General features: G+C 42.7%; 26 protein-coding genes and 2 tRNA genes. 18 read left to right on the top strand and 10 right to left on the bottom strand.

The genetic code is table 11. The features are described 5' to 3' along the window. Positions 1 to 4 precede the first annotated feature (4 nt). The 9 genes from C6G87_RS03640 (at position 5) to C6G87_RS03600 (ending at position 5,703) form a co-directional block, all read left to right on the top strand. Positions 5 to 634 (top strand): NAD(P)H-dependent oxidoreductase, encoded by a 630-nt coding sequence (locus C6G87_RS03640; protein WP_104752179.1) that lies wholly within the window; start codon positions 5 to 7, stop codon positions 632 to 634. Then, positions 625 to 1,188: a hypothetical protein gene (locus C6G87_RS08770; RefSeq protein WP_233708992.1), complete on the top strand. Its 564-nt coding sequence runs from the start codon at positions 625 to 627 to the stop codon at positions 1,186 to 1,188. Before C6G87_RS03640 ends, C6G87_RS08770 begins: the two co-directional genes overlap by 10 nt. Positions 1,189 to 1,191: 3 nt before the next feature. Continuing rightward, positions 1,192 to 2,061, top strand: a complete 870-nt coding sequence (ftsY, locus tag C6G87_RS03630; RefSeq protein ID WP_104752178.1) for a signal recognition particle-docking protein FtsY — start codon at positions 1,192 to 1,194, stop codon at positions 2,059 to 2,061. Next, positions 2,054 to 3,388: a DNA repair protein RadA gene (radA, locus tag C6G87_RS03625; protein ID WP_104752177.1), complete on the top strand. Its 1,335-nt coding sequence runs from the start codon at positions 2,054 to 2,056 to the stop codon at positions 3,386 to 3,388. The genes ftsY and radA overlap by 8 nt, the downstream gene beginning before the upstream one ends. Positions 3,389 to 3,444: 56 nt before the next feature. After that, complete coding sequence (gene hypB / locus C6G87_RS03620) at positions 3,445 to 4,182, top strand: hydrogenase nickel incorporation protein HypB (protein ID WP_104752176.1); 738 nt, start codon at positions 3,445 to 3,447, stop codon at positions 4,180 to 4,182. Positions 4,183 to 4,191: 9 nt separating this feature from the next. Beyond that, positions 4,192 to 4,422: a HypC/HybG/HupF family hydrogenase formation chaperone gene (locus tag C6G87_RS03615; RefSeq protein WP_104752175.1), complete on the top strand. Its 231-nt coding sequence runs from the start codon at positions 4,192 to 4,194 to the stop codon at positions 4,420 to 4,422. Beyond that, complete coding sequence (hypD, locus tag C6G87_RS03610; RefSeq protein WP_104752174.1) at positions 4,412 to 5,533, top strand: hydrogenase formation protein HypD; 1,122 nt, start codon at positions 4,412 to 4,414, stop codon at positions 5,531 to 5,533. Before C6G87_RS03615 ends, hypD begins: the two co-directional genes overlap by 11 nt. Positions 5,534 to 5,547: 14 nt before the next feature. After that, positions 5,548 to 5,623: transfer RNA gene (locus C6G87_RS03605), tRNA-Gln, on the top strand. A gap of 3 nt (positions 5,624 to 5,626) precedes the next feature. Then, positions 5,627 to 5,703: transfer RNA gene (locus C6G87_RS03600), tRNA-Met, on the top strand. A 152-nt stretch (positions 5,704 to 5,855) separates the two neighbouring features. Here C6G87_RS03600 and truA read toward each other — a convergent pair. From truA to C6G87_RS03580, 4 genes are read right to left on the bottom strand one after another with little or no spacing between them, the layout of a single operon-like run. Beyond that, positions 5,856 to 6,602, bottom strand: coding sequence for a tRNA pseudouridine(38-40) synthase TruA (gene truA, locus C6G87_RS03595; RefSeq protein WP_104752173.1), 747 nt, complete (start codon positions 6,600 to 6,602; stop codon positions 5,856 to 5,858). Continuing rightward, positions 6,602 to 7,642 (bottom strand): LptF/LptG family permease, encoded by a 1,041-nt coding sequence (locus C6G87_RS03590; RefSeq protein WP_199767626.1) that lies wholly within the window; start codon positions 7,640 to 7,642, stop codon positions 6,602 to 6,604. The genes truA and C6G87_RS03590 overlap by 1 nt, the downstream gene beginning before the upstream one ends. Before the next feature lie 14 nt (positions 7,643 to 7,656). Next, a complete protein-coding gene (locus C6G87_RS03585; protein ID WP_104752171.1) occupies positions 7,657 to 8,286 on the bottom strand; it encodes a protein-L-isoaspartate(D-aspartate) O-methyltransferase in 630 nt (209 codons plus the stop codon). Beyond that, positions 8,286 to 9,326 (bottom strand): ribonucleotide-diphosphate reductase subunit beta, encoded by a 1,041-nt coding sequence (locus C6G87_RS03580; protein WP_104752170.1) that lies wholly within the window; start codon positions 9,324 to 9,326, stop codon positions 8,286 to 8,288. The genes C6G87_RS03585 and C6G87_RS03580 overlap by 1 nt, the downstream gene beginning before the upstream one ends. 272 nt (positions 9,327 to 9,598) lie before the next feature. Between C6G87_RS03580 and C6G87_RS03575 the strand changes: the two genes are divergently transcribed. The 9 genes from C6G87_RS03575 to C6G87_RS03535 are packed head-to-tail and all read left to right on the top strand — an operon-like array spanning position 9,599 to position 16,245. Then, positions 9,599 to 9,883, top strand: coding sequence for an HP0268 family nuclease (locus C6G87_RS03575; protein WP_382262268.1), 285 nt, complete (start codon positions 9,599 to 9,601; stop codon positions 9,881 to 9,883). 8 nt (positions 9,884 to 9,891) lie between these two features. Then, positions 9,892 to 11,199, top strand: a complete 1,308-nt coding sequence (gene miaB, locus C6G87_RS03570; RefSeq protein WP_199767622.1) for a tRNA (N6-isopentenyl adenosine(37)-C2)-methylthiotransferase MiaB — start codon at positions 9,892 to 9,894, stop codon at positions 11,197 to 11,199. Positions 11,200 to 11,202: 3 nt separating this feature from the next. Beyond that, positions 11,203 to 11,826 (top strand): lysophospholipid acyltransferase family protein, encoded by a 624-nt coding sequence (locus C6G87_RS03565; protein WP_104752168.1) that lies wholly within the window; start codon positions 11,203 to 11,205, stop codon positions 11,824 to 11,826. Next, positions 11,826 to 12,833 carry a hypothetical protein gene (locus C6G87_RS03560; protein WP_233708991.1) on the top strand — a complete coding sequence of 336 codons (1,008 nt, stop codon included), beginning with the start codon at positions 11,826 to 11,828 and terminating at the stop codon, positions 12,831 to 12,833. The genes C6G87_RS03565 and C6G87_RS03560 overlap by 1 nt, the downstream gene beginning before the upstream one ends. Continuing rightward, on the top strand, positions 12,820 to 13,350 hold the full coding sequence (locus C6G87_RS03555) for a hypothetical protein (RefSeq protein ID WP_104752166.1): 531 nt from the start codon (positions 12,820 to 12,822) through the stop codon (positions 13,348 to 13,350). Before C6G87_RS03560 ends, C6G87_RS03555 begins: the two co-directional genes overlap by 14 nt. Continuing rightward, on the top strand, positions 13,350 to 13,922 hold the full coding sequence (locus C6G87_RS03550; RefSeq protein WP_104752165.1) for a hypothetical protein: 573 nt from the start codon (positions 13,350 to 13,352) through the stop codon (positions 13,920 to 13,922). Before C6G87_RS03555 ends, C6G87_RS03550 begins: the two co-directional genes overlap by 1 nt. Then, the gene (locus C6G87_RS03545; RefSeq protein ID WP_104752164.1) at positions 13,919 to 14,281 is read left to right on the top strand and encodes a YkgJ family cysteine cluster protein; all 363 of its coding nucleotides are present in this window, start codon (positions 13,919 to 13,921) and stop codon (positions 14,279 to 14,281) included. The genes C6G87_RS03550 and C6G87_RS03545 overlap by 4 nt, the downstream gene beginning before the upstream one ends. A 24-nt stretch (positions 14,282 to 14,305) precedes the next feature. Then, positions 14,306 to 15,595, top strand: a complete 1,290-nt coding sequence (locus C6G87_RS03540; RefSeq protein ID WP_104752163.1) for a tetratricopeptide repeat protein — start codon at positions 14,306 to 14,308, stop codon at positions 15,593 to 15,595. Next, entirely contained in the window at positions 15,586 to 16,245 is a 660-nt protein-coding gene (locus tag C6G87_RS03535; RefSeq protein ID WP_104752162.1) for a beta/alpha barrel domain-containing protein, read from the top strand. Before C6G87_RS03540 ends, C6G87_RS03535 begins: the two co-directional genes overlap by 10 nt. Positions 16,246 to 16,293: 48 nt before the next feature. Here C6G87_RS03535 and C6G87_RS03530 read toward each other — a convergent pair whose 3' ends face one another. The 6 genes from C6G87_RS03530 to nikA form a co-directional block, all read right to left on the bottom strand. Then, the gene (locus C6G87_RS03530) at positions 16,294 to 17,184 is read right to left on the bottom strand and encodes an outer membrane protein (protein WP_233708990.1); all 891 of its coding nucleotides are present in this window, start codon (positions 17,182 to 17,184) and stop codon (positions 16,294 to 16,296) included. Between the two features lie 243 nt (positions 17,185 to 17,427). Next, the gene (locus C6G87_RS08610; protein WP_199767621.1) at positions 17,428 to 18,186 is read right to left on the bottom strand and encodes an ATP-binding cassette domain-containing protein; all 759 of its coding nucleotides are present in this window, start codon (positions 18,184 to 18,186) and stop codon (positions 17,428 to 17,430) included. Beyond that, positions 18,170 to 18,877 carry an ATP-binding cassette domain-containing protein gene (locus C6G87_RS08605; protein WP_199767620.1) on the bottom strand — a complete coding sequence of 236 codons (708 nt, stop codon included), beginning with the start codon at positions 18,875 to 18,877 and terminating at the stop codon, positions 18,170 to 18,172. Before C6G87_RS08605 ends, C6G87_RS08610 begins: the two co-directional genes overlap by 17 nt. Positions 18,878 to 18,899: 22 nt before the next feature. Continuing rightward, complete coding sequence (gene nikC / locus C6G87_RS03520; protein WP_104752222.1) at positions 18,900 to 19,730, bottom strand: nickel ABC transporter permease subunit NikC; 831 nt, start codon at positions 19,728 to 19,730, stop codon at positions 18,900 to 18,902. Positions 19,731 to 19,732: 2 nt separating this feature from the next. Then, positions 19,733 to 20,668 carry an ABC transporter permease subunit gene (locus C6G87_RS03515; RefSeq protein ID WP_104752161.1) on the bottom strand — a complete coding sequence of 312 codons (936 nt, stop codon included), beginning with the start codon at positions 20,666 to 20,668 and terminating at the stop codon, positions 19,733 to 19,735. Between the two features lie 6 nt (positions 20,669 to 20,674). Further along, complete coding sequence (nikA, locus tag C6G87_RS03510; protein WP_104752160.1) at positions 20,675 to 22,210, bottom strand: nickel ABC transporter substrate-binding protein; 1,536 nt, start codon at positions 22,208 to 22,210, stop codon at positions 20,675 to 20,677. Positions 22,211 to 22,271 lie beyond the last annotated feature (61 nt).

Raw genomic sequence — 22,271 nt, 5'->3', positions numbered from 1 at the left:
TTTTATGTCTGTTCCTGCTCTCACTTCGGAGTCTTTCCATGCGCTTTTACACCGTCGTTTTGCATGTAAAAAATTTGATCCTAGTTATCATTTATCCAAAGCATTATTAACAGAGGTGCTTGAAGCTGCTAGGCTTGCACCCAGCTCTTATAATACCCAGCCTTGGGAATTTTTGGTCTTACAGGGAACACTTAAAAATAAACTTTTGCCTCATGTAAGCTACAATGCACAAATGATCCAAGATGCAAGCGCCCTAGTTGTGGTGGGTTACATGCACCCTAGCAACCTCAACGCGCACTATCTAGCGGATTTTTGTAATCCCCAGTACCATGAAAGAGTGGTCAATGGAATCTCTACTCTGTTCAAGGAACGACTCAAAAACGACTCTGTCTTAATTGACGCTTACCTAAAAGAGCAATGCTATATCGCCGTAGGACAGATGTGTTTAGCGGCTACACTCCTGGGCGTAGACACATGTATCATTGGAGGCTTTGATCCCCAGGGTGTTAAGCAGGTATTGAGCGCACATCTTAACCCCCCTAAAATTGCCTGTTTAATTGCGCTCGGCAAGGGGGCTATGCCTGTTACACGCAAAGCACGCAAAGCTAAAGAAAGTGCAATCAAGTGGCTTTAAGATACTCATGGTTGCTGGGGTTGTTGCTTTTGAGTGGGTGTTCTGATCAGCAGCACAAGGGAAAGGAAAAAGAAAAACCTGCCCCTAGTTCTCAAAAAGTGCACACATCCGAACTTCCAACTTCATGGCAGTTTGTCGACCAGCATGGCAAGAGTGTATCGCTCAAGCGCATACAAAATGGCTTGGTTATTCCTTCTAAAACACCCCTGCCTACTTTAGTGTTATTCTTGGGTTTACAGCCCAAATTTGCGCCCTATGTTGCCTTGCTCAATCATTTGCGGAGTATAGAACATGGGGTAGGATTTATAGGTATTTTGGATAAACATTACCCTCAAGAACAGGTCGATGCTTTTAGTAAGGCACACACACCCCAATTTGCGTTGCTTAATCCTGTGAGTGATGTGTCTAGCTTAGGAGTCGCTTTACAAAGCAAGACATGGGCACTGCCCTATTTTATGCTCTACACCAAAGAAGGTGCATTATATCAAAGTTACCATGGTGCGATTGTAGAAGAAATGCTTGCTAAAGATATTCAAGACTTACTAAAAAGGTGAGTTGTGTTTAACTTTTTCAAAAAGACCATGCAGAATGTCGCTTCTTTGCTTAAAAATAAGAATGCGACTTTCAGCAGAGAAGAACTGGAAGAAATTTTAATCGGCTTTGATGTGCAATACGACCTTGTAGAGAGTTTGCTAGCACACTTGCCCGACCAAGTTAAGCGCAACCACTTAGAGGTGGCATTGGTGCGCTTTTTGCGTAAAGAAAGTTACTATGACAAGGTTACACTGAAAAGTATAGAAACTAAACCCCTTGTGACGCTCATCGTAGGGGTTAATGGTGCTGGCAAAACCACTACTATCGCCAAGCTTGCTCAGCAATACTTGCATAACCAACAAAAAGTGCTTTTAGGGGCGGGCGATACTTTTAGGGCAGCTGCAACTAGACAACTACAACTATGGGGTGAGAGATTATCTTTAGATGTGATCAGCGCTGCACCCAATAGCGATCCAAGCGCGTTGGCTTATAACACTATTCAAGCTGGGATAGCGCGCGGCATGGATCGTATTTTGATCGATACGGCGGGGCGTTTGCATAACCAAACTAACCTAAAAAACGAACTCATCAAAATTAGCAGAGTGTGCACAAAAGCTTTGAATGGTGCACCTTATTATAAAATCCTTATTTTGGACGGTACACAAGGAAGCTCAGCGTTAGAGCAAGCCAAGATTTTTCATGAAAGTCTAGAGTTGGACGGGGTAATTGTAACTAAGTTGGACGGCACGAGCAAGGGGGGGTGTATTTTGAGCATTCTCTACGAATTGCAATTACCTATTTTGTATTTAGGCATGGGAGAGAAGGTGGCTGACTTAGTTGCTTTTGACGAACAGGCATATATCCAAAACTTGCTAGACGCGATCTATGGCTAGGCACACACGCGTCTTTGAATGCCAACATTGTGGTTTTACTAGCCCAAAATGGCTGGGCAAGTGCAACAATTGCCAAAGTTGGGAAAGCTTTATAGAGCTCAACACAGCCCAACAAGAAACGCTTAAACATACCAAAACTTCTTCTGGTAGCGCGCCTGTCCCTATTACAGAAATCGAACACGAGCGTATCACGCATTTTAGTTCGTTACAAAGAGAACTAGACATTGTACTGGGTGGAGGCATTGTGCCCGGGGGGCTGTATTTGATTGGGGGTAGTCCGGGTGTGGGCAAATCTACCTTGCTTTTAAAAATGGCAGGAGAATTAGCCAAATCGGGCAAAAAAGTCCTGTATGTGAGTGGTGAGGAGAGTGCGGGACAGATCCGCTTGCGTGCAGAGCGTTTAGGTTGCTTGCATATAAATTTGTTTCTACTAAATGAGATTCAGTTAGAGCATATTAAAGCGCATTTACGCGGTTATAGTGTCTGTGTCATCGATTCGATACAAACCCTTTATTCTAATGCGATCGGGGCGGCTCCGGGCTCCATCTCACAGGTGCGCGAAAGCACTTTTGAGCTCATGCGTTTAGCTAAGCAAGAAAATAGCGCCATTTTTATCATCGGACACATCACTAAAGAAGGCTCAATTGCTGGACCTAGAGTACTTGAGCACATGGTAGATAGTGTTCTTTATTTTGAAGGCGATCCTAGTAAAGAGTTGCGCATCTTGCGCAGTTTTAAAAATCGTTTTGGGGCAACTAGCGAGGTGGGTATTTTTGAAATGCGCCAAGAGGGTTTAGTGAGCGCTAAAGAAGCATCAAAGCTCTTTTTTTCTCAGCAGGAGAGTTTAGCAGGGAGTGCTTTGAGTGTTGTTTTGGAGGGGTCTAGGGCGTTAATTTTAGAGATTCAGGCTTTAGTGTGCGAAAGTAATTTGCATAACCCTAAAAGGTTAGCAACGGGTTTTGATACGAATCGCTTACACATGCTCTTAGCTCTTTTGGAAAAAAAGCTAGAAATTCCTTTAAATCGCTATGATGTCTTTATTAATGTTTCTGGAGGGATTAAAATTAATGAAACCAGCGCGGATTTAGCCGTGATTGCGAGCATACTTTCTAGCTTAAGGGAACGCCCCATCAGCAATAAAACCACCTTTATTGGAGAAGTGAGTTTGAGTGGATCGGTGCAAGAAGTGCCCAACATGAACATCCGTATTAAGGAAATGGAAAATTATGGCTTCCTAAAAGCCATTGTGCCCAAAAAACCTAGTATGAACACCCCCATTACTTGCTATGAAACAACGGAAGTGTCTAAAATTTTAGAATGGATGTAAGAGGTATTAAACCTTTTATGTTAGCATGCCTGCCCACCACGATACAAGGAGAGTGTATGACAGAAAAAGTATCCACTAGAACCCAGTCCCTATACAATAACCCTAACTTGAGCAAAAAAGATGTGCAGGTGGTTGAGAGGATTTTGAGTAAAAATGATCTCAAAGCCTTAGAGATGAAAAAACGCTACGAATCCGATGGACTGTATGTGCTCAATTTCATGAGCTCACCGGGCAGCGGTAAAACCACACTCTTAGAGAATTTGGCAGAGTTTGAAGATTTCAAATTCTGTGTGATTGAGGGAGATTTACAGACCAATCGCGATGCAGATCGCTTGTTAAAAAAGGGTGTTTTTGCTCAACAGATTACTACAGGCGAAGCTTGCCACTTAGAAGCGGCGATGGTAGAGGGCGCATATGATATTCTTAAGGAAAAGGGCGTGCTTGAACGAAGCGATTATCTCGTTATTGAGAATGTTGGCAATTTAGTCTGCCCTTCTAGTTATAATTTGGGTGCAGCGATGAATATTGTTTTGCTTTCCACACCTGAAGGCGATGATAAAGTGCTCAAATATCCCACCATGTTTTTGTGTGCTGATGCGGTGGTAGTGAGCAAGGCAGATTTGGTGGATGTCTTTAATTTTAGAATCGCACAGGTGCAAGAGGATATGGATAAGCTTAAGCCGGACACACCCATTTTTACACTGAGCAACAAAGACTTGGAGAGTTTGCGCGCTTTTAAGGATTTCTTGGCTAGTAATCGGGCGTGCAATTACCAATCTACCCATGTGTTTTAGGATTGCACTTTGTGTTTAGCCATCCCTTCTAAAGTGATTGCCATCAAAGACAATGTGGCGTTGTTGGAAACAATGGGCGTGCAGAGAGAGGCGAGCTTAGATTTAATGGAAGATGAGGTGCGTGTAGGGGATTTTGTGCTCCTGCATGTAGGTTTTGTTATGGGCAAGATTGACGAGGAAGACGCGCTAGAGTCCTTAAAGCTTTATGCGCAGATGATCGAGGGTATAGATGATGCTTGAGGCGTTTAGGCAGAAAGAGACGATTTTAGCCCTCATTAAAGCTATTAACGCATTGGCGCGCCAACTCCCTCAGGAGTATACTCCACTCTCTATTATGGAGGTATGCGGGGGACACACCCATACTTTAATGCGTTATGGATTGCTTTCTCTGTTGGATGCGCGCTTGAATTTTGTACATGGTCCCGGGTGCCCTGTTTGCGTAATGCCCAGGTTACGCATTGATCATGCACTTGCGCTTGCGAGCATGCCTAATAGCATTTTAATAACTCTAGCGGATATGCTTAAAGTGCCCGGTAGTACAGGAAGTTTACAAGATTTACGCGCCCAGGGTAAGTGTGTGCGTTTTGTTTATAGCCCTTTGCAAGCTCTACAGATTGCTACAGAAAACCCCACCAAGCAAGTGATCTTCTTTGCTATTGGGTTTGAAACCACCACGCCCATGAGCGCAAGTTTACTTAAAATAGCCAAAGAGCGTGGTTTAAAGAATCTCTCTATACACAATAACCATGTACTAGTGCCTCCTAGCGTGCGCGCTGTATTAGAGCACTCTTCAATCCGCGCGCTCATTGCCCCTGCCCATGTGAGTGTTGTTACTGGTGCACAGATCTATCAGCCTCTCGTGCAAGAGTATCAAATTCCTATTGTAGTCTCTGGGTTCGAGCCTGTAGACATGTTAGAGAGCGTATGGCGTTTGCTCAAGCAAATATTGGATTGCAGGGCAGAGCTAGAAATTCAGTATAGTCGTGCAGTGTCCATGCGGGGCAATCTTAAGGCGCAGGCACTTATTAAAGAAACAATGCAAGTGCGGCATAGCTTTGAGTGGCGGGGATTGGGTGAGATTGCCCATTCTGCCATGCAAATGAGTCCAGCGTACCGGGATTGGGATGCAGAAGTGGTTTTTGCCACAAATCTGCCTCAACGCGCCCACCAGGATTCTAAGGCTTGTCTGTGTGGCAATATTCTCAAGGGCATTGCTAAGCCTTTGGATTGTACACTTTTTGCTCAAGCCTGCACGCCTACCCATCCCATAGGAGCGTGTATGGTTAGCTCTGAGGGCGCATGCGCAGCGTATTATCGCTATTCACTTGACATTGATTCAAAATTAGGGTAGAATCGGACTTTTGTTGGGGTATAGCCAAGTGGTAAGGCAGCAGGTTTTGGTCCTGCCATTTCCGAGGTTCGAATCCTTGTACCCCAGCCATGACGCGGGATAGAGCAGTCCGGTAGCTCGTTGGGCTCATAACCCAAAGGTCGGTGGTTCAAATCCATCTCCCGCAACCAGTTTTTCTTACGAGCTGATTTTTTTTAGATTTTTTGCTAGGATATCGACTACGCAAAGCTCAGTGCACTTAAGACTCCTAAAATGCTTGCCACTTGCACCGTAAAATCCCTAAGCTTTTAACTATAAGAAGTGTGTTTCTCTATAGTTAAAATTAGGAAGACCCGTGGCGTGGATAGTCCACACGTGCCAAATAAAGCCCCTGAGGGGGAGCGGGGATATTATGATAACGGTATTGGGCGTGGATTTGAGCTTGCAATTGTGCCAAGCTCAAATGCCCTAAAGAATACGCTAAAGCCGCACCTACTATCAAGCGCACTTGTGCGCGTAAAAAACTAGGTGCGCTAATGTATAGCAACACACAGGGCACACCCCAAAGTGTACGCGTACGACACTTAGCCCGATAAATTTGTCTTTGTGTGTTGCGAAAATCCCCGCTTTGCTTGCTAAAAAACTTAAAATCGTGCATACCTACAAAACAATCCAAAGCCTCTTGCAGACGCACTAGATCCCCATAATCACAACAGGCAATATAACGGCTTAGAAAGGGATTGTGAAGTGCTTTAGTGAATACATAGCAATAAGTGCGCATGGTTGCATAAAAGCGTGGGTGAAAATCTAAAGGTACGGATTCTATATGCTTGCATGCAATATGTGGAGTGATCTTGGGAGGAAGATGCCTTTGTAAAGTCTGTAAACTTAAGGACGCACAAAAAGAAACCACTTGGGCTAAGGCATGCACGCCTTTATCTGTTCTACCCGCACATAAAAGAGGGCTGGTAATACCCAAACCCTGCAACGCACACTCTAGAGCACCTTGCACACTAGGTAAATTAGGTTGTTTGGCATAACCATGAAAAGCACTTCCATCATAGGCAATCACCATCTTAAAACGACACATCAGTAAAAACGCACCACCACACGCCGATAGAGCGCATACGAACCTAGCATCCAAAGCAGAGGTAAAGCGATTGTGCCTACTAGGGGCGCGTCTTGACTGATAATATGCATGATTAAGAAATACAGCCCTACGGCAACCAAAACATAAATATAAGAAAGATTTTTAGCATAACGTGGGTTAGCAATTCCAAAAAGGGGAATCAAAAACAAACTCGCTAAGGGGAAAAGCGCGACGAGTACCGCTTGTGTAAAACGTCGTTGTTGGTTTTTATCTGGATGTGCCCCAAAGGCTTTTTTCCAATAACTCACATAGTCATGCCCATGCAAATAAGCCGAATTGGAGCGTGCAGAAAATACAGGTCTGTTTTTTAAAATAAGCTCTTTAAAATGCACTTTGCGTATCTGATCTTTAGCGGCAAAATAGGCATTGCCATGGTCTAATTCTAATTCAAAAAGCCCTTGTTGATTGCGGATTCTGCCCTCTTTGGCGATGATAAAACTCTCTGTTACCAAGCCTTTATGTGAAAAGAGCACTAAATCGCTAAAAACCCCATTCTTGCTCTTGCCCACATAAACCAACCAATCACCTAGCTTTTGCCCAAATTCCCCCGCTTGGATATTCACATCCACACGCTCTTTTTTGTCGCGTAAAAAGGAGTAATAAGCGCTCTTAGAAGCGGGGACTAAGATGAGTGAAAACACCAATAAGATCGCGCTCACCACCACACACAAAGGCAGAAAGGCTTTCACTAATTGTTTGGGGGCAACCCCTAGAGAAAAGAAAACAAGCAATTCGTGATCGTAAGAAAGTCTAGCCAGCCCAATCACGCACGCGCCAAAAAAAGTAATAGGAATGATGAAAAAAATTGTTCCGGGCAAGAGATATAAATAGAGTTGCAAGAGATCTAAGGCACTAAGCTTAACAACTAAAGTTACCGTGGCGATGCTAATAAGCATCACAATAGAAGCGATAAAAAAAAGCACTAAAAAGAAAGAAAAAAATACTTGAGCTACAGCATTGAGCATATAGCCTTTGGCAATGTGCATAACCCCCCCTAAACCCCCCGCTCAATCCCATCTACAATGGGCACAAACAAACAACTATCTAGTATGCTTTCCACTTCTAAACGCCCTCTTTGTTTGATAAAACGGGTGATTTTTTGATCTTGTGTGCCCATAGGCGCAACCAAGATTCCGCCTTCTTCAAGCTGATCTACAAGTGCTTTAGGAATATGGGTTGCACACGCCGAAAAGAGAATACGATCATAGGGGGCATAATCTTGCCACCCTTGCTGTCCATCACCTAATTTGGTGTGGATATTAGTTACTCCTAGTCTTCTAAAACGTTCTTTGGCTTCTATTAAAAGTTTTTCAATACGCTCAATGGTGAACACACGCCGAAAAAGTTTAGAAAGCACCATGGCTTGATATCCGCTCCCACAGCCAATTTCTAGCACACTATCCACTTGATAGGGTTTAAGAAACTGGGTCATTTTAGCCACGGTCAGAGGTGAACTAATGAATTGATCTGCGCCCATGGGCAATGCATCTAGATTATAAGCGAGTTGCTTAGAAGGCACAAATTTTTCGCGTGGAATCGCACAAATCGCCTCTTTGATTTTATCCTCTAGGGGGAAACGCTTGGCGATACTTGCACACATATGGGCGTTTTGAATGCGATGCATTAAAACCCTTCAAAGCTCAAAGTGCCCTTAGCGTAATTGCTCACTCGTGCCTCAAAGAAATTGGAACGTTGATCGTTGAAACTAGCAAACTGATCAACCCATCTAATGGGGTGTTTAGTGTGATAAAGTTTGGGCAAACCCACCGCATGCAAGCGCGTATCTGCTAAATATTCGATATAGGCGCGCAAATTGATGGGGTTAAGGTCCAAAATTTCCCCCTGTGTGATGATACGTCCCCACGCGCTTTCCAACTCTACGGCTTGGTGGAACATCTCTCTAACTTCCTCGATGAGATCGGGAGTAAAAAGTTCTCTTCTTTCTTTTTTGAGGGCGTTGATCATGTTTTGAAAGAGGGCAAGGTGAGTTACCTCATCGCGTTGGATAAAACGAATCATCTGAGCAGATCCTAACATTTTGCCACTTCTAGCTAGCGCGTAAAAAAAGCTAAACCCGCTGTAAAAGTAAATGCCTTCTAAAATTTGGTTGGCAAACAACGCTTTAAGTAAATTACGCTCTGTTTGCATGTGCGCCAAGTCCATATAGATCTGAGCCACACAATCATTCTTGTTTTTCAACGCCTCATCGGTGCGCCACATCTCATAAATTTCATCGCTATTAGCACTAATACTCTCTACCATCACTGCATAGCTATGACTATGCAAGGCTTCCTCGTAGGCTTGACGCACTAAGCAGAGATTGATTTCAGGGCTGGTGATGAAAGGATTAATATTATCAATGAGGTTATTAGTCTGCAAGCTATCCATAAAAATAAGTTGAGCCAGTGCGCGATCATAACCAATTTTCTCTTGGGTGCTGAGCTTAAGATAATGGGTTTTATCCCCATGCATACCCACCTCTTCAGGAAACCATGTGTTGTGTAACATGGTCTTCCATATCTTATGCGCCCATTGGTATTTAATCTGATTGAGATCGAACATGCCAGTTGGATTGCCTCCAAAAATACAACGCTCTTGAGCCAATTCTATGGATTGGGGGTTGTAAATTTTTTTGCGTCCGAGCACCTCTGATTTTGTTTTCATAGCACGACCTGTATTTTTTGCGAATTGATTTATTGCCCAACTTATAGCATAGACTAACTTAACCAAATGGAGAAAATTTTGATAGAAAAGTCTCAGGAAATCAAATTTTTAGACACAGAAGGCATGATAGTAGTGTATAAAGGTGTAAGTTTTCTGTTATTGCTTTTGCGCTATCATGGCGTGACTATGGTGGGGCTTATTCGAGATAAGGTTAGCGTTGGTTCAGTTGTGCGGGGTCGTGTTAGTTTTTGTCTCCGACGCTCGGGTGCTCCATGCTGAATTTAGGATTTTACAATAAGAGGGATTTGATGGAACTACACCTAGCCAAACAAAGTAAAAAGCATGCTAGTAAGAGTTTGAAGGTGCGCTTGGAGGATTTGCTTGCAAAATACCATCACCATGATGAACATATTTTTTATTTTGCACCCAGCAACACCCATAAGGATATGCTTGCGGCAGTAACATCGTTGGAAAAGCAAGGCTACAAGGCGTATTTGTCCGAGGTGCGGATTAGCACAGATGACAAGGATTTTATCTACGCTTTACATATCATCTAGGAGTTAAGATGTCTAGCATCTCCAAGAAAACACTCTACATTGAAACAATGGGTTGTGCGATGAATACGAGGGATAGCGAGCACCTTGCTAGTGAGCTCGGGAAGGTAGGCTACACACAGATAGATAACCCTGAAATTGCTGATCTGATCTTGCTCAATACTTGTAGTGTGCGCGAAAAGCCCGAACGGAAATTATTTTCCGAGATTGGGCATTTTGCTAAGATCAAAAAGCCCGAGGCTAAGATTGGTGTTTGTGGGTGCAGCGCAAGCCACATGGGCGCGCAGATTTTACAGAAAGCCCCAAGTGTAGATTTTGTTCTGGGGGCGCGCAATATTTCTAAAATCAGTCAGATTATTCACCAGCCTAAAGCTGTAGAAGTTGCGCTAGATCACGACGATAGCCACTACATCTTTGAACGCAGCCAGAGCACTCTCAAGGCTTTTATCAATGTTTCTATCGGATGTGACAAGCATTGTAGCTATTGTATTGTGCCTCATACACGGGGCAGGGAAATTTCCATTCCTATGCGCTTGATTCTCCAAGAAGCACAGCGCTGTGTGGAAAATGGCGTGAAAGAAATTATACTTTTAGGACAGAATGTCAATAATTACGGTGCGCGTTTTAGTGGTACACATCCCAAAATCGATTTTAGGGGTTTGTTGGAGTCTCTATGTGCACTTGAGGGTTTGGAGCGTATCCGTTTTACTTCCCCTCACCCCTTACACATGGATGATGCCTTTCTAGAGTGTTTTGCGCATCACCCCAAAATCTGCAAGAGCATTCACATGCCTTTGCAAAGTGGCTCCAATACCATTTTAAAAGCAATGAAGCGGGGTTATACTAAGGAATGGTATTTAAATCGTGTGGAGAAGTTGCGCGCACTGGTGCCCGATGTGGGTATTGGCACGGACATTATTGTAGGGTTTCCTGGCGAGACTGAGGCGGACTTTGCGCACACTTTAGAGGTTGTGGATCGCGTGCAATTTGACACACTCTATAGTTTTGTTTATTCTCCACGCCCCCTAACACCAGCAGCGCATTTAGAAAATCAAGTTCCCGACACGATCGCCAAAGAGCGTTTGAGCATGCTACAACACAGACATCAGGAACTTTTGGCGCAAAAAGCCAAAAATGAACTTGGCAAGGTTTATAGAATTTTGGTAGAAAATGTGAGCGAAGGAAGTGCGCAGGGCAGAAGCGATCAGGGAAGACTACTAAGCTTTGAAGCGCAAGGGGTAAGTGTGGGTGATTTTATAGATGTGCAGGTGGTCGCGCACCATAAGGGAAGTTTGCAAGCCCAGCGTTTAGGGGCCTGATTTGTGTTGAAACGCTTGCGCAATGGTGTCGTTTTAAGGGCGCTTCCCGTACTTTTGTATTGGATTTTACGGCTTTTATTTAAAACGTGCCGTAACCGCTTTTATTTGGCACATAGTCTCAAGGATACTTCCTTTATCGCGAGTTTTTGGCATGGCGAAATTGCTATGCTCCCCTTCGCATATTTGCGTTTAAAGCGAGGTTCTAACCTTCATGTGGTCGCTAGCCAACACTTTGATGGTAGTTTAGCGGCTAAGCTTTATGAATGCTTTGGTTTCCACGCTATCCGCGGATCGAGCAAAAAGGGTGGGGTAAAAGTCCTAATTGAAGGAATCAAGTGTTTGAAAGCGGGCGCAGATGTGGGACTAACTCCAGATGGTCCTAGGGGGCCTTACCACAGCGTTGCAGATGGCGTGGTGGCGTTGGCACAAAAAACAGGTATAGGCGTGGTGGTGTGTCGCGTAATCTTTGAAAATGCCTTCACTTTTAACACTTGGGATCGTTTTCAATTGCCTAAGCCCTTTTCCAAAGTGCACTATTACATGCTTGAGCCTTTTTTTATCCCTAAGGATATGGAACTTGAGCAGGCAAAGGCGCTTGTTGCGACGCGCATGGGGGAATGTGGTTAATGTTTAAGATATTCTTTTATGACACGCTTAAAGAATGGTTTTTTTCTAATGTATTCATCTGCTTTAACTTAGATCATGAAATGCTAGTGGGGCGTATTGAACACCTCAAGCGAGGTAAAACCTTAGAGGTGATCAATAAAGCCTATGCGGTCAAAAATGGGATTATTCCCATCAAGGCACTCAAGGATGCTAGAGACTTTGTGCGCGCCTATCCTTTTACCTACTTATGTGGTATGGCTAAGAGCTTGGATCAGGGAGTTTGTAAAAAAGAATACCTAGAACACTATGCTCCTGTCCCTAAAAAAGAATTGGTGATCTTAGAAGTGGATCGGCATTGCTTTTTTATTCCTAAGTCTTCCTTGCAAGAGGATCTTGCAAATTTTAAGATTGTTCTACAAGAAATGGACTACCTATTTTCACCCTTTTTGCTTATGTATGGATGTATCCAACCGGTCCTTGAAGAGGGCGCTATTCTTTATGCCATGCTGGAGCATTCTAGGCTTTGTGTGATCATCATGCATCATAAGCAGATTTGTTATGGTAAGTTCTACCACCTGGAAGTTCATGAAAGTTTGCATGTTGCTTCACAAGAAACTCAAGAGGACTATGAGCAGGAGGAAGCCCTATTAAAATCTTTCTTGAGCTCTATGGAAGCCAACTTGGCACAAATGGATAATACTGCTAATGAATTTCAAAAGAAGCCACCCCTAGATTCAGAAATACCCGCTGATATACAAGATCCTAAGATGTTTATAGAAGACATGGGGCATGTGTCTGATATCACCCGACTTATACAAGAAAGCCTGAAAGATGCCTACCAACATCCTATTCATCCCCTTCAAGATTTTGTAGAAAAAGTATGTATTCTAAACACTTACCAAATCAATAAACGCATGTTGGAAGTCTTACAAAATGAGCTTATGCTAGAAGTGTCGCACATGCCAATCTCTATCGTGGAACAAATTAGCATCTTTGCCAAGAGGGAGCAATACAATGACACGTTATAGTTATAGCAAACCCTCTACCAAATACATGGTTAGCTTGCACACCAAAGTTTGGATATTTTACATGCTGTTAGCTGTAGGTTTGAGCGCTTGGATGGGATATTTCTTAGAACAAAGAACATTCATATCTGCCCAGCAAAGCAAAATATTTCAAGTAGAAAGTTCTATCTATGGGCGGGAGACCAATATTTTAAAGGCTAAACACCAAGAGATTAACAAAAAGCTCAAGGAAATGGCACACAGAGCGATCTACACGATCGATATTGAAAATGCCATCAAGGGTGTTTTGGAGATTATCCCTGACTTTATCACGATCCACTCTATCACAATCGATTACTCCAGCCTTACCATCAAGGGAATTGTGCCCTCTAAAGAGGCATTCCAAATGTCGCTCCAACAAAGATTGAATTCTATTTTTGAAAATAGTCAAGTCGTGTTTTACCCTATGGGCAATGGATGGTTTAAGTTTATCTCTAAAAATTCTTCTACAACACCCTTCATTGATAAGAATGGAAATTGATGGATACAGGCACAGAGGAAGTCCAACAAGAAAATCGCTATGATAGCAATCTTGCTTTTGAACGCCTTGTTCGAGATTCGCTATTTTTTCTCATATTTGTCGTTGTCGCCGGCCTTTCTGTACGCCTTTTGGTGTGGGAATATGTTGATGAATTTCGCGTTCATCATGGCGAAGAGCTCCGAAAGGAGTTGGTGGCTACTCATAAGCAAAATAGTTTTCTTGCGGCCTTACAAAATTATTCTGCCTTCAAACAAGAAAGTGCGATCAGGCTCGCCCACCTCAGCTATCAAGCTAGCGCTAACCAATTAAACCAACTCCTAAACCAATACTTTAACCATATTCAAATACAAGCTAAAACCGAAGATCGCCAAACCCAAGATCGGATTATCCATGAAATTCTCTATATCAAGGCGCATGCCAACTCTTTAAACGATCTGTATGCTTTTTTGGATGGCATGCGCAAAATCAACGCCTATATTCAAATCGCTCTTCCTATTAATATCACCAAACAAAAACAAATTTTTGCATTAGAGTTTAGAGTGCATATTGAATACCAAAGTGGCGATCTATGAACGATTCTTTTAGTTTCAAATCTGAGGCGTGCGCCTCTTGTGGAGCGCGTTGCTGTATAGGCACGGGTTATGTTTTTGTCAGTATTGCAGAGATACAAGAAATCGCTACATTTTTAAAAATGCCCTTAGATCATTTTGGGATACACTACCTTAAACGCGTCGGAGATGCTTACAGCTTGCTAGACCAGCACATGGATAAGGCTTGTGTGTTTTTAGACATGGAGAGTAAGCGGTGTCGTATTTATCCTGTGCGCCCCAAGCAATGCCGCACTTATCCTTTTTGGGAGCATTACAAAGATGCTCAAGAAATTGCTTGTGAGTGCCCCGGCATTGTGCTCAGCACACCCAGAGACGCATAAAACATCTCGCTTTCAAGGAGAAAAATGAACAAGATAGCATGTCTTAGATGGCGCAATGGAGCGTTAGCAGCGGTGTTAGGCAGTGTTCTCTTTGCCCATGGGTTAACAGAAGACCAGCAGATTCTCATCACTTCAGACGCATTTCATCGGGGCGATTTTGCCACCGCTAAGCAAGGATATTTGCAACTCTATAAGGAAACTAATAACATCCTTTATGCAAAGGAGGCAGCTATCTCTGCAGCAAGTTTAGGGGATCTGAGCACGGCTGTCAAGTTGGCCATGCTCTATAAAAAGATCACCAAAGACAATAAGGATATTTCCATCAACAAAATTTTAGTAGATGGTTATATCCAAACCGGACAAACTGATAAGGCGATCGCGCTCTTGGAGGATATCCGCCGTGAGGACAAGTCTCTAACATTGGATAGTGTGCTAGGCTCTCTTTATTTGAGCCAGAAACGCTATGATAAGGCGTTTTCCTTGCTCAATAAACTTTACAACCAAACCCATAGCGAAGATAGTTTAGAAAAACTCGTAACTATCTATTTTATGCAAAATAGTCGCCAAGAGGCGGTGGGCTTGCTCAGTTCACACCTCAAAAATTACGGCTGTTCGCCTGATTTATGCCAACGGGTTTATAACACCCTCGTACAACTTAACGAACTACAGCAGGCTAAAGATATTTTTGGCACTCTCTATGAAAAAGAGCCTATTGTGCAGAATGCTCAACTCTACATCTCCATACTGATCGCTCTTAAGGAGTTTGATAAGGCGCAAGATGTTGCTGAACGCTATCCCTTCGATCGCCGTTTGCTCCTAGATCTTTACACAGCACAAAAAAAATTCGCTTTAGCTGCTAAACAAGCCAATCTCATTTATAGAGAAAAAAAAGACCCCAGTTTTTTAGCTCTAGAAGCCATTTACACCTATGAGGAGCTCAACACAACCCATCCGCTTAGAAAATATGAAGTGATTCGGATTGTTAAAAAATTGGAGCGTGCTATTAAAGAGCGCGCCCAAAATCTTGCGCGCACTAAGGAAGCTTTGAATGTCCAAGATGCTTTTTTTTATAATTTTCTAGGTTATTCCCTCATCGATCATGATTTGGATGTTAAAAAGGGTATTACCTATGTTAAAACTGCCCTAAAGATAGAGCCCGACTCTGTGTTTTACATGGATTCTCTAGCATGGGGATACTATAAGCTAGGTAAGTGTATACAGGCGCAAGAAATCTTTGCCAAGATCGACAGCACGGCAATCAGGTCTCAACCCGAGCTCCAAGCCCATGCTAATAGCATTGCCAAATGTCACTAGATAGAAACGCACTTGAGCACTACCTAGCCACTAAGGAAGCCCTCACCCCCTTTGATGTGCTGGGTAGAAGCTTAGCCTATAACCCCTATGTGCCTAGGCTCGATGCACAAGCCTTAGCGCGTTCAAGCACAAATCCACGCCAAATTTTACGCCTCGATGCTAGCATGGAGTTGGAAGTTTTGCTTGCTCAAATAGAACATGCGCATGAGCATATCCATGCGCTTCTTTTGGATTTCACACACCTCTACACACAGGGCGTGCCCGCGTTAGAAAGTTTAGATTTGCTAGGCTATGTGCGTCGCTTGAGTTCTAAACCCCTGATTCACCAAGATTATTTTCTGAAACCTTACCAACTCTTAGAAAGTGTGGTACACGGAAGCGACGCAATTGTGTTGAATGTGCAACTTCTAGGAGCAGATTTTAAGAGTATGCACGCTTACGCCACACGCTTGGGTTTGCTGAGCATTGCGGAAGTGTCTTCCACGCAAGACCTTAAAACAAGTATCTTAGCCCGATCGCAAACACTTTATCTAAGAGGTGATTTCAAACCCCTCTTAGAGCTCACACCCCAGCGTAAGACTATCCTTAAAGATGCAGACCCGGCATGCCCTGATAACACTTATGGGGTAGATAGTCTAATCATCTCCTGATCTTGACAGCTAGGGCTGGCAACCCATCAGGGCATGCGTACGCCAAATTTAAAAATTGTAGACATAATTAGCAAAGGCCGCCACAGTACGCCTAAATGTGGTGCTCGCTTTCATCCCACCTCCTGTAACTGTGGCATAAGGATCGTTAATAGTAGGGATACGCACCCCTAACTCAAAGCCCTGATGTTGAGTGAAATTAGCTCTAAACCCAATATTGACAAGAAACTGCACATACGTGGGGGAAAAAGTACCCTTCACCCCATCAGGGAGATCTTTCATCTGTTGTTTATAAAACTGATTCATGCTGACACAATTAGTGGGATTGCCCTGAGGGTCGGTTTCTTGCCATACGCATTGCCCCTTATAAGAACTTTTACCCATCAACCATGAGCTTCCCCCTAACATCACCCCTGCGAAGACTCCATAAGTACGCTCTGCATTCTCGTAAAAATTATACAGCATATCCACACCTGCGCCATAGAACAAATTTGCAGCAGGTTGTTTGATTGTGGCCCAATAGGAATTTCCACTATCATCCTCATATTGCTGCTTAAACGAACCACTTCCGCCCTGTCCGCTAAAAAAGCCATAATAGCGCAAACCAAAAATCTTACTTCCGCCGAAGAATTGTTTATAACCGATCTGAATGTCTGCTCCAAAGAGATTCCCGTTGTAAGAAGTTTTAGTGCTGGTAAGCAAACCGGCCTCTACCGCTTCCTGTGGAGCCTTACTAAGACCTGTAAAGTTAGAATATTGGAAACCCGCCTCTGCAAATACGCCATTTTCTTCTGCGCTCAGGGGGGACAGAGAGAAGAGTGTGAAGGTGCTGGCCAAAAAAGCTAGTGTGCGTACGCTACGCTTGTGGCTTGTGGCTTGTGGCTTGTGGCTTGTGGCTTGTAAAAAAACATAAGAATCCTTTCGCTGATAAAATAGACTCAAATTCTAGCACCTCCCACTAAACTTGTCAAGACTTTCTGCCTCATGGGCAGTTATAACACAAAAAAGCCCTATATCTCCATAGCTAAAGCTAGGGATCTTACGGCGCGAGCTGGAAAAAAGCAGGTTATGGGATGACAAAGACGTACAAATGTGTCAAAATACATGCTGGACTAGAGTCCAATAAAAAAAATATATTTGAAAAATGCGTTGATAAAATTTCCTCCCAAGAGAGTTCTCACATGTTTACAAAACAGCCTGTGTTAAAGCGCGTCCAAGTTGACTTCTGAAAGACTGATTAGGCAAAATTTTCTCTACAATTCTACCTTTGTCAAGTAAAATGATCTCATCGCAAAAGGTCTTCGCAAGACGCAAATCATGGGTGATGAATAAAAAACTTATCTGTCCTTTAAGTTCCTTTAAAAGTGCGATGATTTGGTGCTGCAGCACTAAATCAAAGGAAGAGAGCGACTCGTCTAAAATTAAAAATTTTGGATAAATAGCACATGCACGTGCTAGACAAACCCTGCCCAACTCCCCGCCACTTAAGAGAATTGCCCTCTTATGAAGATATTTTTGAGGGATGTAAAACATGTCGCAAGCTTGTTTAACACGCTTTTCTAACTCTACACCCTTCAATTTTAGAAGACATGTAAGCGGTTCTGCCAAAACCTCAAAAACACTTAAAGTAGGATTAATACAACCAATGGGATCTTGAAAAACCATTTGGACTTTTTGGTAAAATGCGCGCCGCTGCCTTAAAGAAGACATGACTACGGGTTGCCCAAAAAATTCTATAGAGCCACTAGTAGCCCGGATAAAGCCCATCACAATATTGGCTAGGGTGCTTTTCCCAGAGCCAGAAAGTCCCATTAAACCTAGCGCATTGCCCTCTTGGACACTTAAACAGATGTCTTTTAATACAGAAAAATTCCCCCTGCCGCCAAAAAGTGAAAAAATCTCATACTGATGATGCAAATTAGTGATTTTAAGGGCTGTCTTCATCGATTTTCTCCGTTATGAAGGCTTTATAAGCATCTACTAGCAACTTTGTCTGCCCCGGTTTGGGTTGTTCAAAAATATGGTTAACGCCACCGCTTTGTATAATTTTACCTTCACTGATCACTAAAACATGGTCAGCTACGCGTCTGACCACCCCAAAATCATGCGTGATAAGCAAAAATCCAACTTGTTTTTTCTCTTTTAAATTGATGATAAGTTCTAAAATTTTGCTTTGCGTTACTAAGTCTAGATCGGTGGTCGGTTCATCAGCGATAATGAATTTAGGTTCTTTAAGTAAGGCTAGAGCGATCATAGCGCGCTGGAGCATGCCCCCACTGAGCTCAAAGGGGTATTTATTGAGCACACTCAAATCCAAGCAAACATCATGCATAGCCTTTTCGATCTTAGATTGAAAATGTCCATCCCATTTACCAATAGCTTGAAGACTTTCTTTAGCGTGGACACCAATTGTCATCAGAGTGTTAAAGGCAGTACGCGGATTTTGCATGATAATACTCAAATGACTAGGGTTGTAGGGCTCTTCGCCAAGACTGATGTGAGAGTTTCCCTTAAATCCGGAGGGCAAAAAACCAAACATGGACATGGCTGTGAGACTTTTACCGCTGCCGCTTTTGCCCAACATGGCTGTAATCTTTGCGCTCTCCAATTCAAAAGCCAGATTGACAAGTTCCATACTTTTGTTAGAAATATTAACTCTAACGCTTAGGTTCTTCGTTTTCATGGACAACCTCGCTGCAATCAAGTTTATCGCGCAAATAATCGCCAATGATGTTAAAACTCATGACGCACAAAAATAGAGCCCCACCGGGGTAGTAAATTAACTCCGGATAGGTAAATAGAAAATCTTTAGCATCACTGATCATGATCCCCCATTCAGGCGTGGGGGCTTTAACCCCTAATCCTAGAAAACTAAGCCCTGCAATATGGAGCATAACATGCCCAATATCTAAAGTAGCCACGATAATGCATTGGGCTAAAATGGGCTTAAGCATGTTTTTTTTGAAATTCTCAAATCCAGATGCGCCACACATCTTGCTGACTAGAACATATTCTTTATTTTTGAGATTTAAGACGATCGAACGCACGATTCTAGCGTACCATGCCCAGTGGGTGAGTGCAATAGCAATGATGATATTGCTAAGACCTGTACCCAAAAGCCCCACTAAGAACAAGGATAAGACAATGGTCGGCATCGCAAAAAAAAGATCGCAAAGACGCATGAGTGCTTGATCGACTCGCCCTCCCATAAATCCGGACACACTCCCCACCAAAGATCCCACAAGGATAATCAGCATGAGGGTTAAAAACACACAGCTTAGAGAAATTCTTGCTCCATAGATGAGTCGAGAAAAAATATCTCTACCTAAGTGATCTGTACCTAGCAGATGTTCCTTTGAGATGGGTAAAAATTTTGCCAACAAATCAATCTCTTCGGGTTTATGGGGAGTCAAATGGGGCGCAAAGATGGCTAAGACAAGCACAATAATAAGGATTGAAAAGGCTAAAAAGATGGGTATTTTTTGCATTGTCATTTATACCCCAATCTGATCCGCGGGTCGATCCAAACATAACAAAGATCAATTATCAAATTAGAGAGAATAAAAATAACTGCCATTAATAACATGAAAGCTAAGATCACGGGATAATCATTGTTGATAATTGCGCTCACGATAAAACTACCCGTACCAGGATAGGCAAAGACATTTTCTACGACAATCGCCGCCCCCACCAATTCGCCAAAATGCATTCCAATCGCTGTTACAACGGGCAAAAGGGCATTTCTTAGGATATGACTCAAGACTAACCTTGCCCCTTTTATGCCACGCATCTTGGCATAGCCTACATGTCTCGCATGCATGTTTTCTAACATATTGGCTCTAATAAGTCTTGCACTAATAGCAATCGACATAAAACTGATGGCAAAAGCAGGCATAAGCAAGTGGCTAATTCCCCCCGAACCAAAGGGGGGTAACCAACCTAGTTTCACAGAAAAAAGACTAATGAGTAAAAAGCCTAGCCAAAAATTAGGGGTACAAACCCCTAAAAAAGAGAAAAATCTGATCAAATAATCAATGAATTTATCTTTAAAGACGGCAGAAAGTACACCTAAGGGCAGAGATAGTCCCAAAGTAAAACAGAGTGCCAAAGCAATTAGCTTAAGACTATTAGAAAAATAATAGATTATATCTGGTGTAATTTGTCGCCCTGTTATATAAGAAACGCCTAAATTGAATTTCGCAACATTCTTAAGCCATAGGTAATATTGCTCTAAGAGTGGCTTATCTAGTCCAAGTTGCGTTTTTGCAACCGCTAGGGCTTCATCAGTTGGAGCAATCCCAGAGGCATTTAAAAAACTCATCGCCGCATCTGTGCCGTTGAGTCTTAACATGAAGAAAATAATGAAAGAGACTGCAAAAAGCATTGGCAGGACGAGCAACGCCCGCTTAAAAATATACTTGCGCATTGATAGCTAGTGTTTGGGATACATCTGTTCAAAGGGGATAATATTGGGCAGATTCAAAGCGCGCACCCCTCCAACTTTTTTATTGCTGATAGCGATATTGGTCTCGTAGGAGATGGGGATATAAACCGCCTCTTTGTGTAGAGTTGTTAGGACGCTTTTAATCAATGCGTCTTTTTCTTGTGGGTTAAATGTGGTGAGCATTTTGGAGATTTTGCTATCTATGACATTCTTAAGTGCAAGTCCAGATTGTGCCTGATAATCAGCATGAGAAGGTACTCTCATAGAAGCCAAGAACATTTCAGGATCGTAAGGAATGCCCCAAGTGCGGTTAAAGACGAGATGAAAATCCCCGCTTTTTTGTTTTTTGTAAAACATACTACTTTCACTAGCTTTTAATTGTAGCTGCGCGCCTAGCTTTTTAAATGTTGCTTGAGCAATCTCAGCGATGGATTTAAAAATAGCATTGCTACCCTCGTAGACAAAATCTAAACTAAGTTTTTTGCCATTTTTATAGCGGTAGCCATCCTTGTGTAAAATCCAGCCATCTTTTTGCAAGAGGGCGTTAGCGGCTTTGAGATCAAAAGGAAAGGCTTTAGCGTCTATATTGCAGTGTGGGAGGTTTTTGGAAAATAGAAAATAGGCGGGTTTTTGTGTATCAAAAAACACACTCTTTGTGATTAGGTCTTTATTCAATGCCATGTTTAATGCTTTGCGCACACTGAGATCGGAAGTGGGAAACTTATTTGAGTTGAGCGCAATCACTAAAGTATTGGTTGGTTCGGACAAAGACACATTAAAAGTTTTTTTCAAATCGTGCAGAGTATCTAGAGGGATTTGCTCGCTTAAGTAGATGAGATCGATTTCCCCCGTTTTCAAGGCAACAATCTTAGTATTGGGGTTGGGGATCACTTTACCCACAATTTTATCATAGTGGGCTTTCTGTCCCCAGTAATGTTCATTTTTTACAAAGGTATCGCTCACACCTAACTTACTGCTCTCTAGTTTGAAAGGACCCGTACCTACCGCTTCCTTAATACCATCTTTACTTTGTCCATTGATGAGGGCGCGAGGAGAAACAAACCTAAAAGGGCGGATCAAACTGAGTTCTTTAAGGGTGGGTTCATAGGCATTTTTTAGGTTTAAAGCGATGGTATAAGGGTCGATCACTTCACAACTTACAAGAATATTTGCTAGTTCCAGCCACTTATGCCGATCGATGTTGGATAAAACCGCATCAAAATTAGCCTTAGCAGCCTGCGCGTCAAATTTAGAGCCGTCTGAAAAATAAACATCATTTCTGAGCTTAAAAATATATCTCTTGCCATTATTTTCTATGTGCCAACTCTTGGCTAAATGAGGCTGAACATTGCCCTTTTCATCGTATTTTGTGAGAGACTCATAAAGCATATTTTGGGCAAACATCTCGTTGGGAGAATACAGGTGTGGATTAAGCGGTCCTACATTCTTGGAGGTGGCAAAATTTAAAGCACTGCCCGATGCACAAGCACAAAAAGCCACTGCCATAAAAATCTTTCTTAGCATACACAGCCCTTATTGTCGGAAGTTGTGTGATTGTATTTGAATTAGTATTATTTGTCAAGAA

This window comes from Helicobacter baculiformis, from assembly GCF_900197685.1.
GTDB lineage: Bacteria > Campylobacterota > Campylobacteria > Campylobacterales > Helicobacteraceae > Helicobacter > Helicobacter baculiformis.
This window is presented reverse-complemented; position numbering and strand designations above follow the sequence as displayed.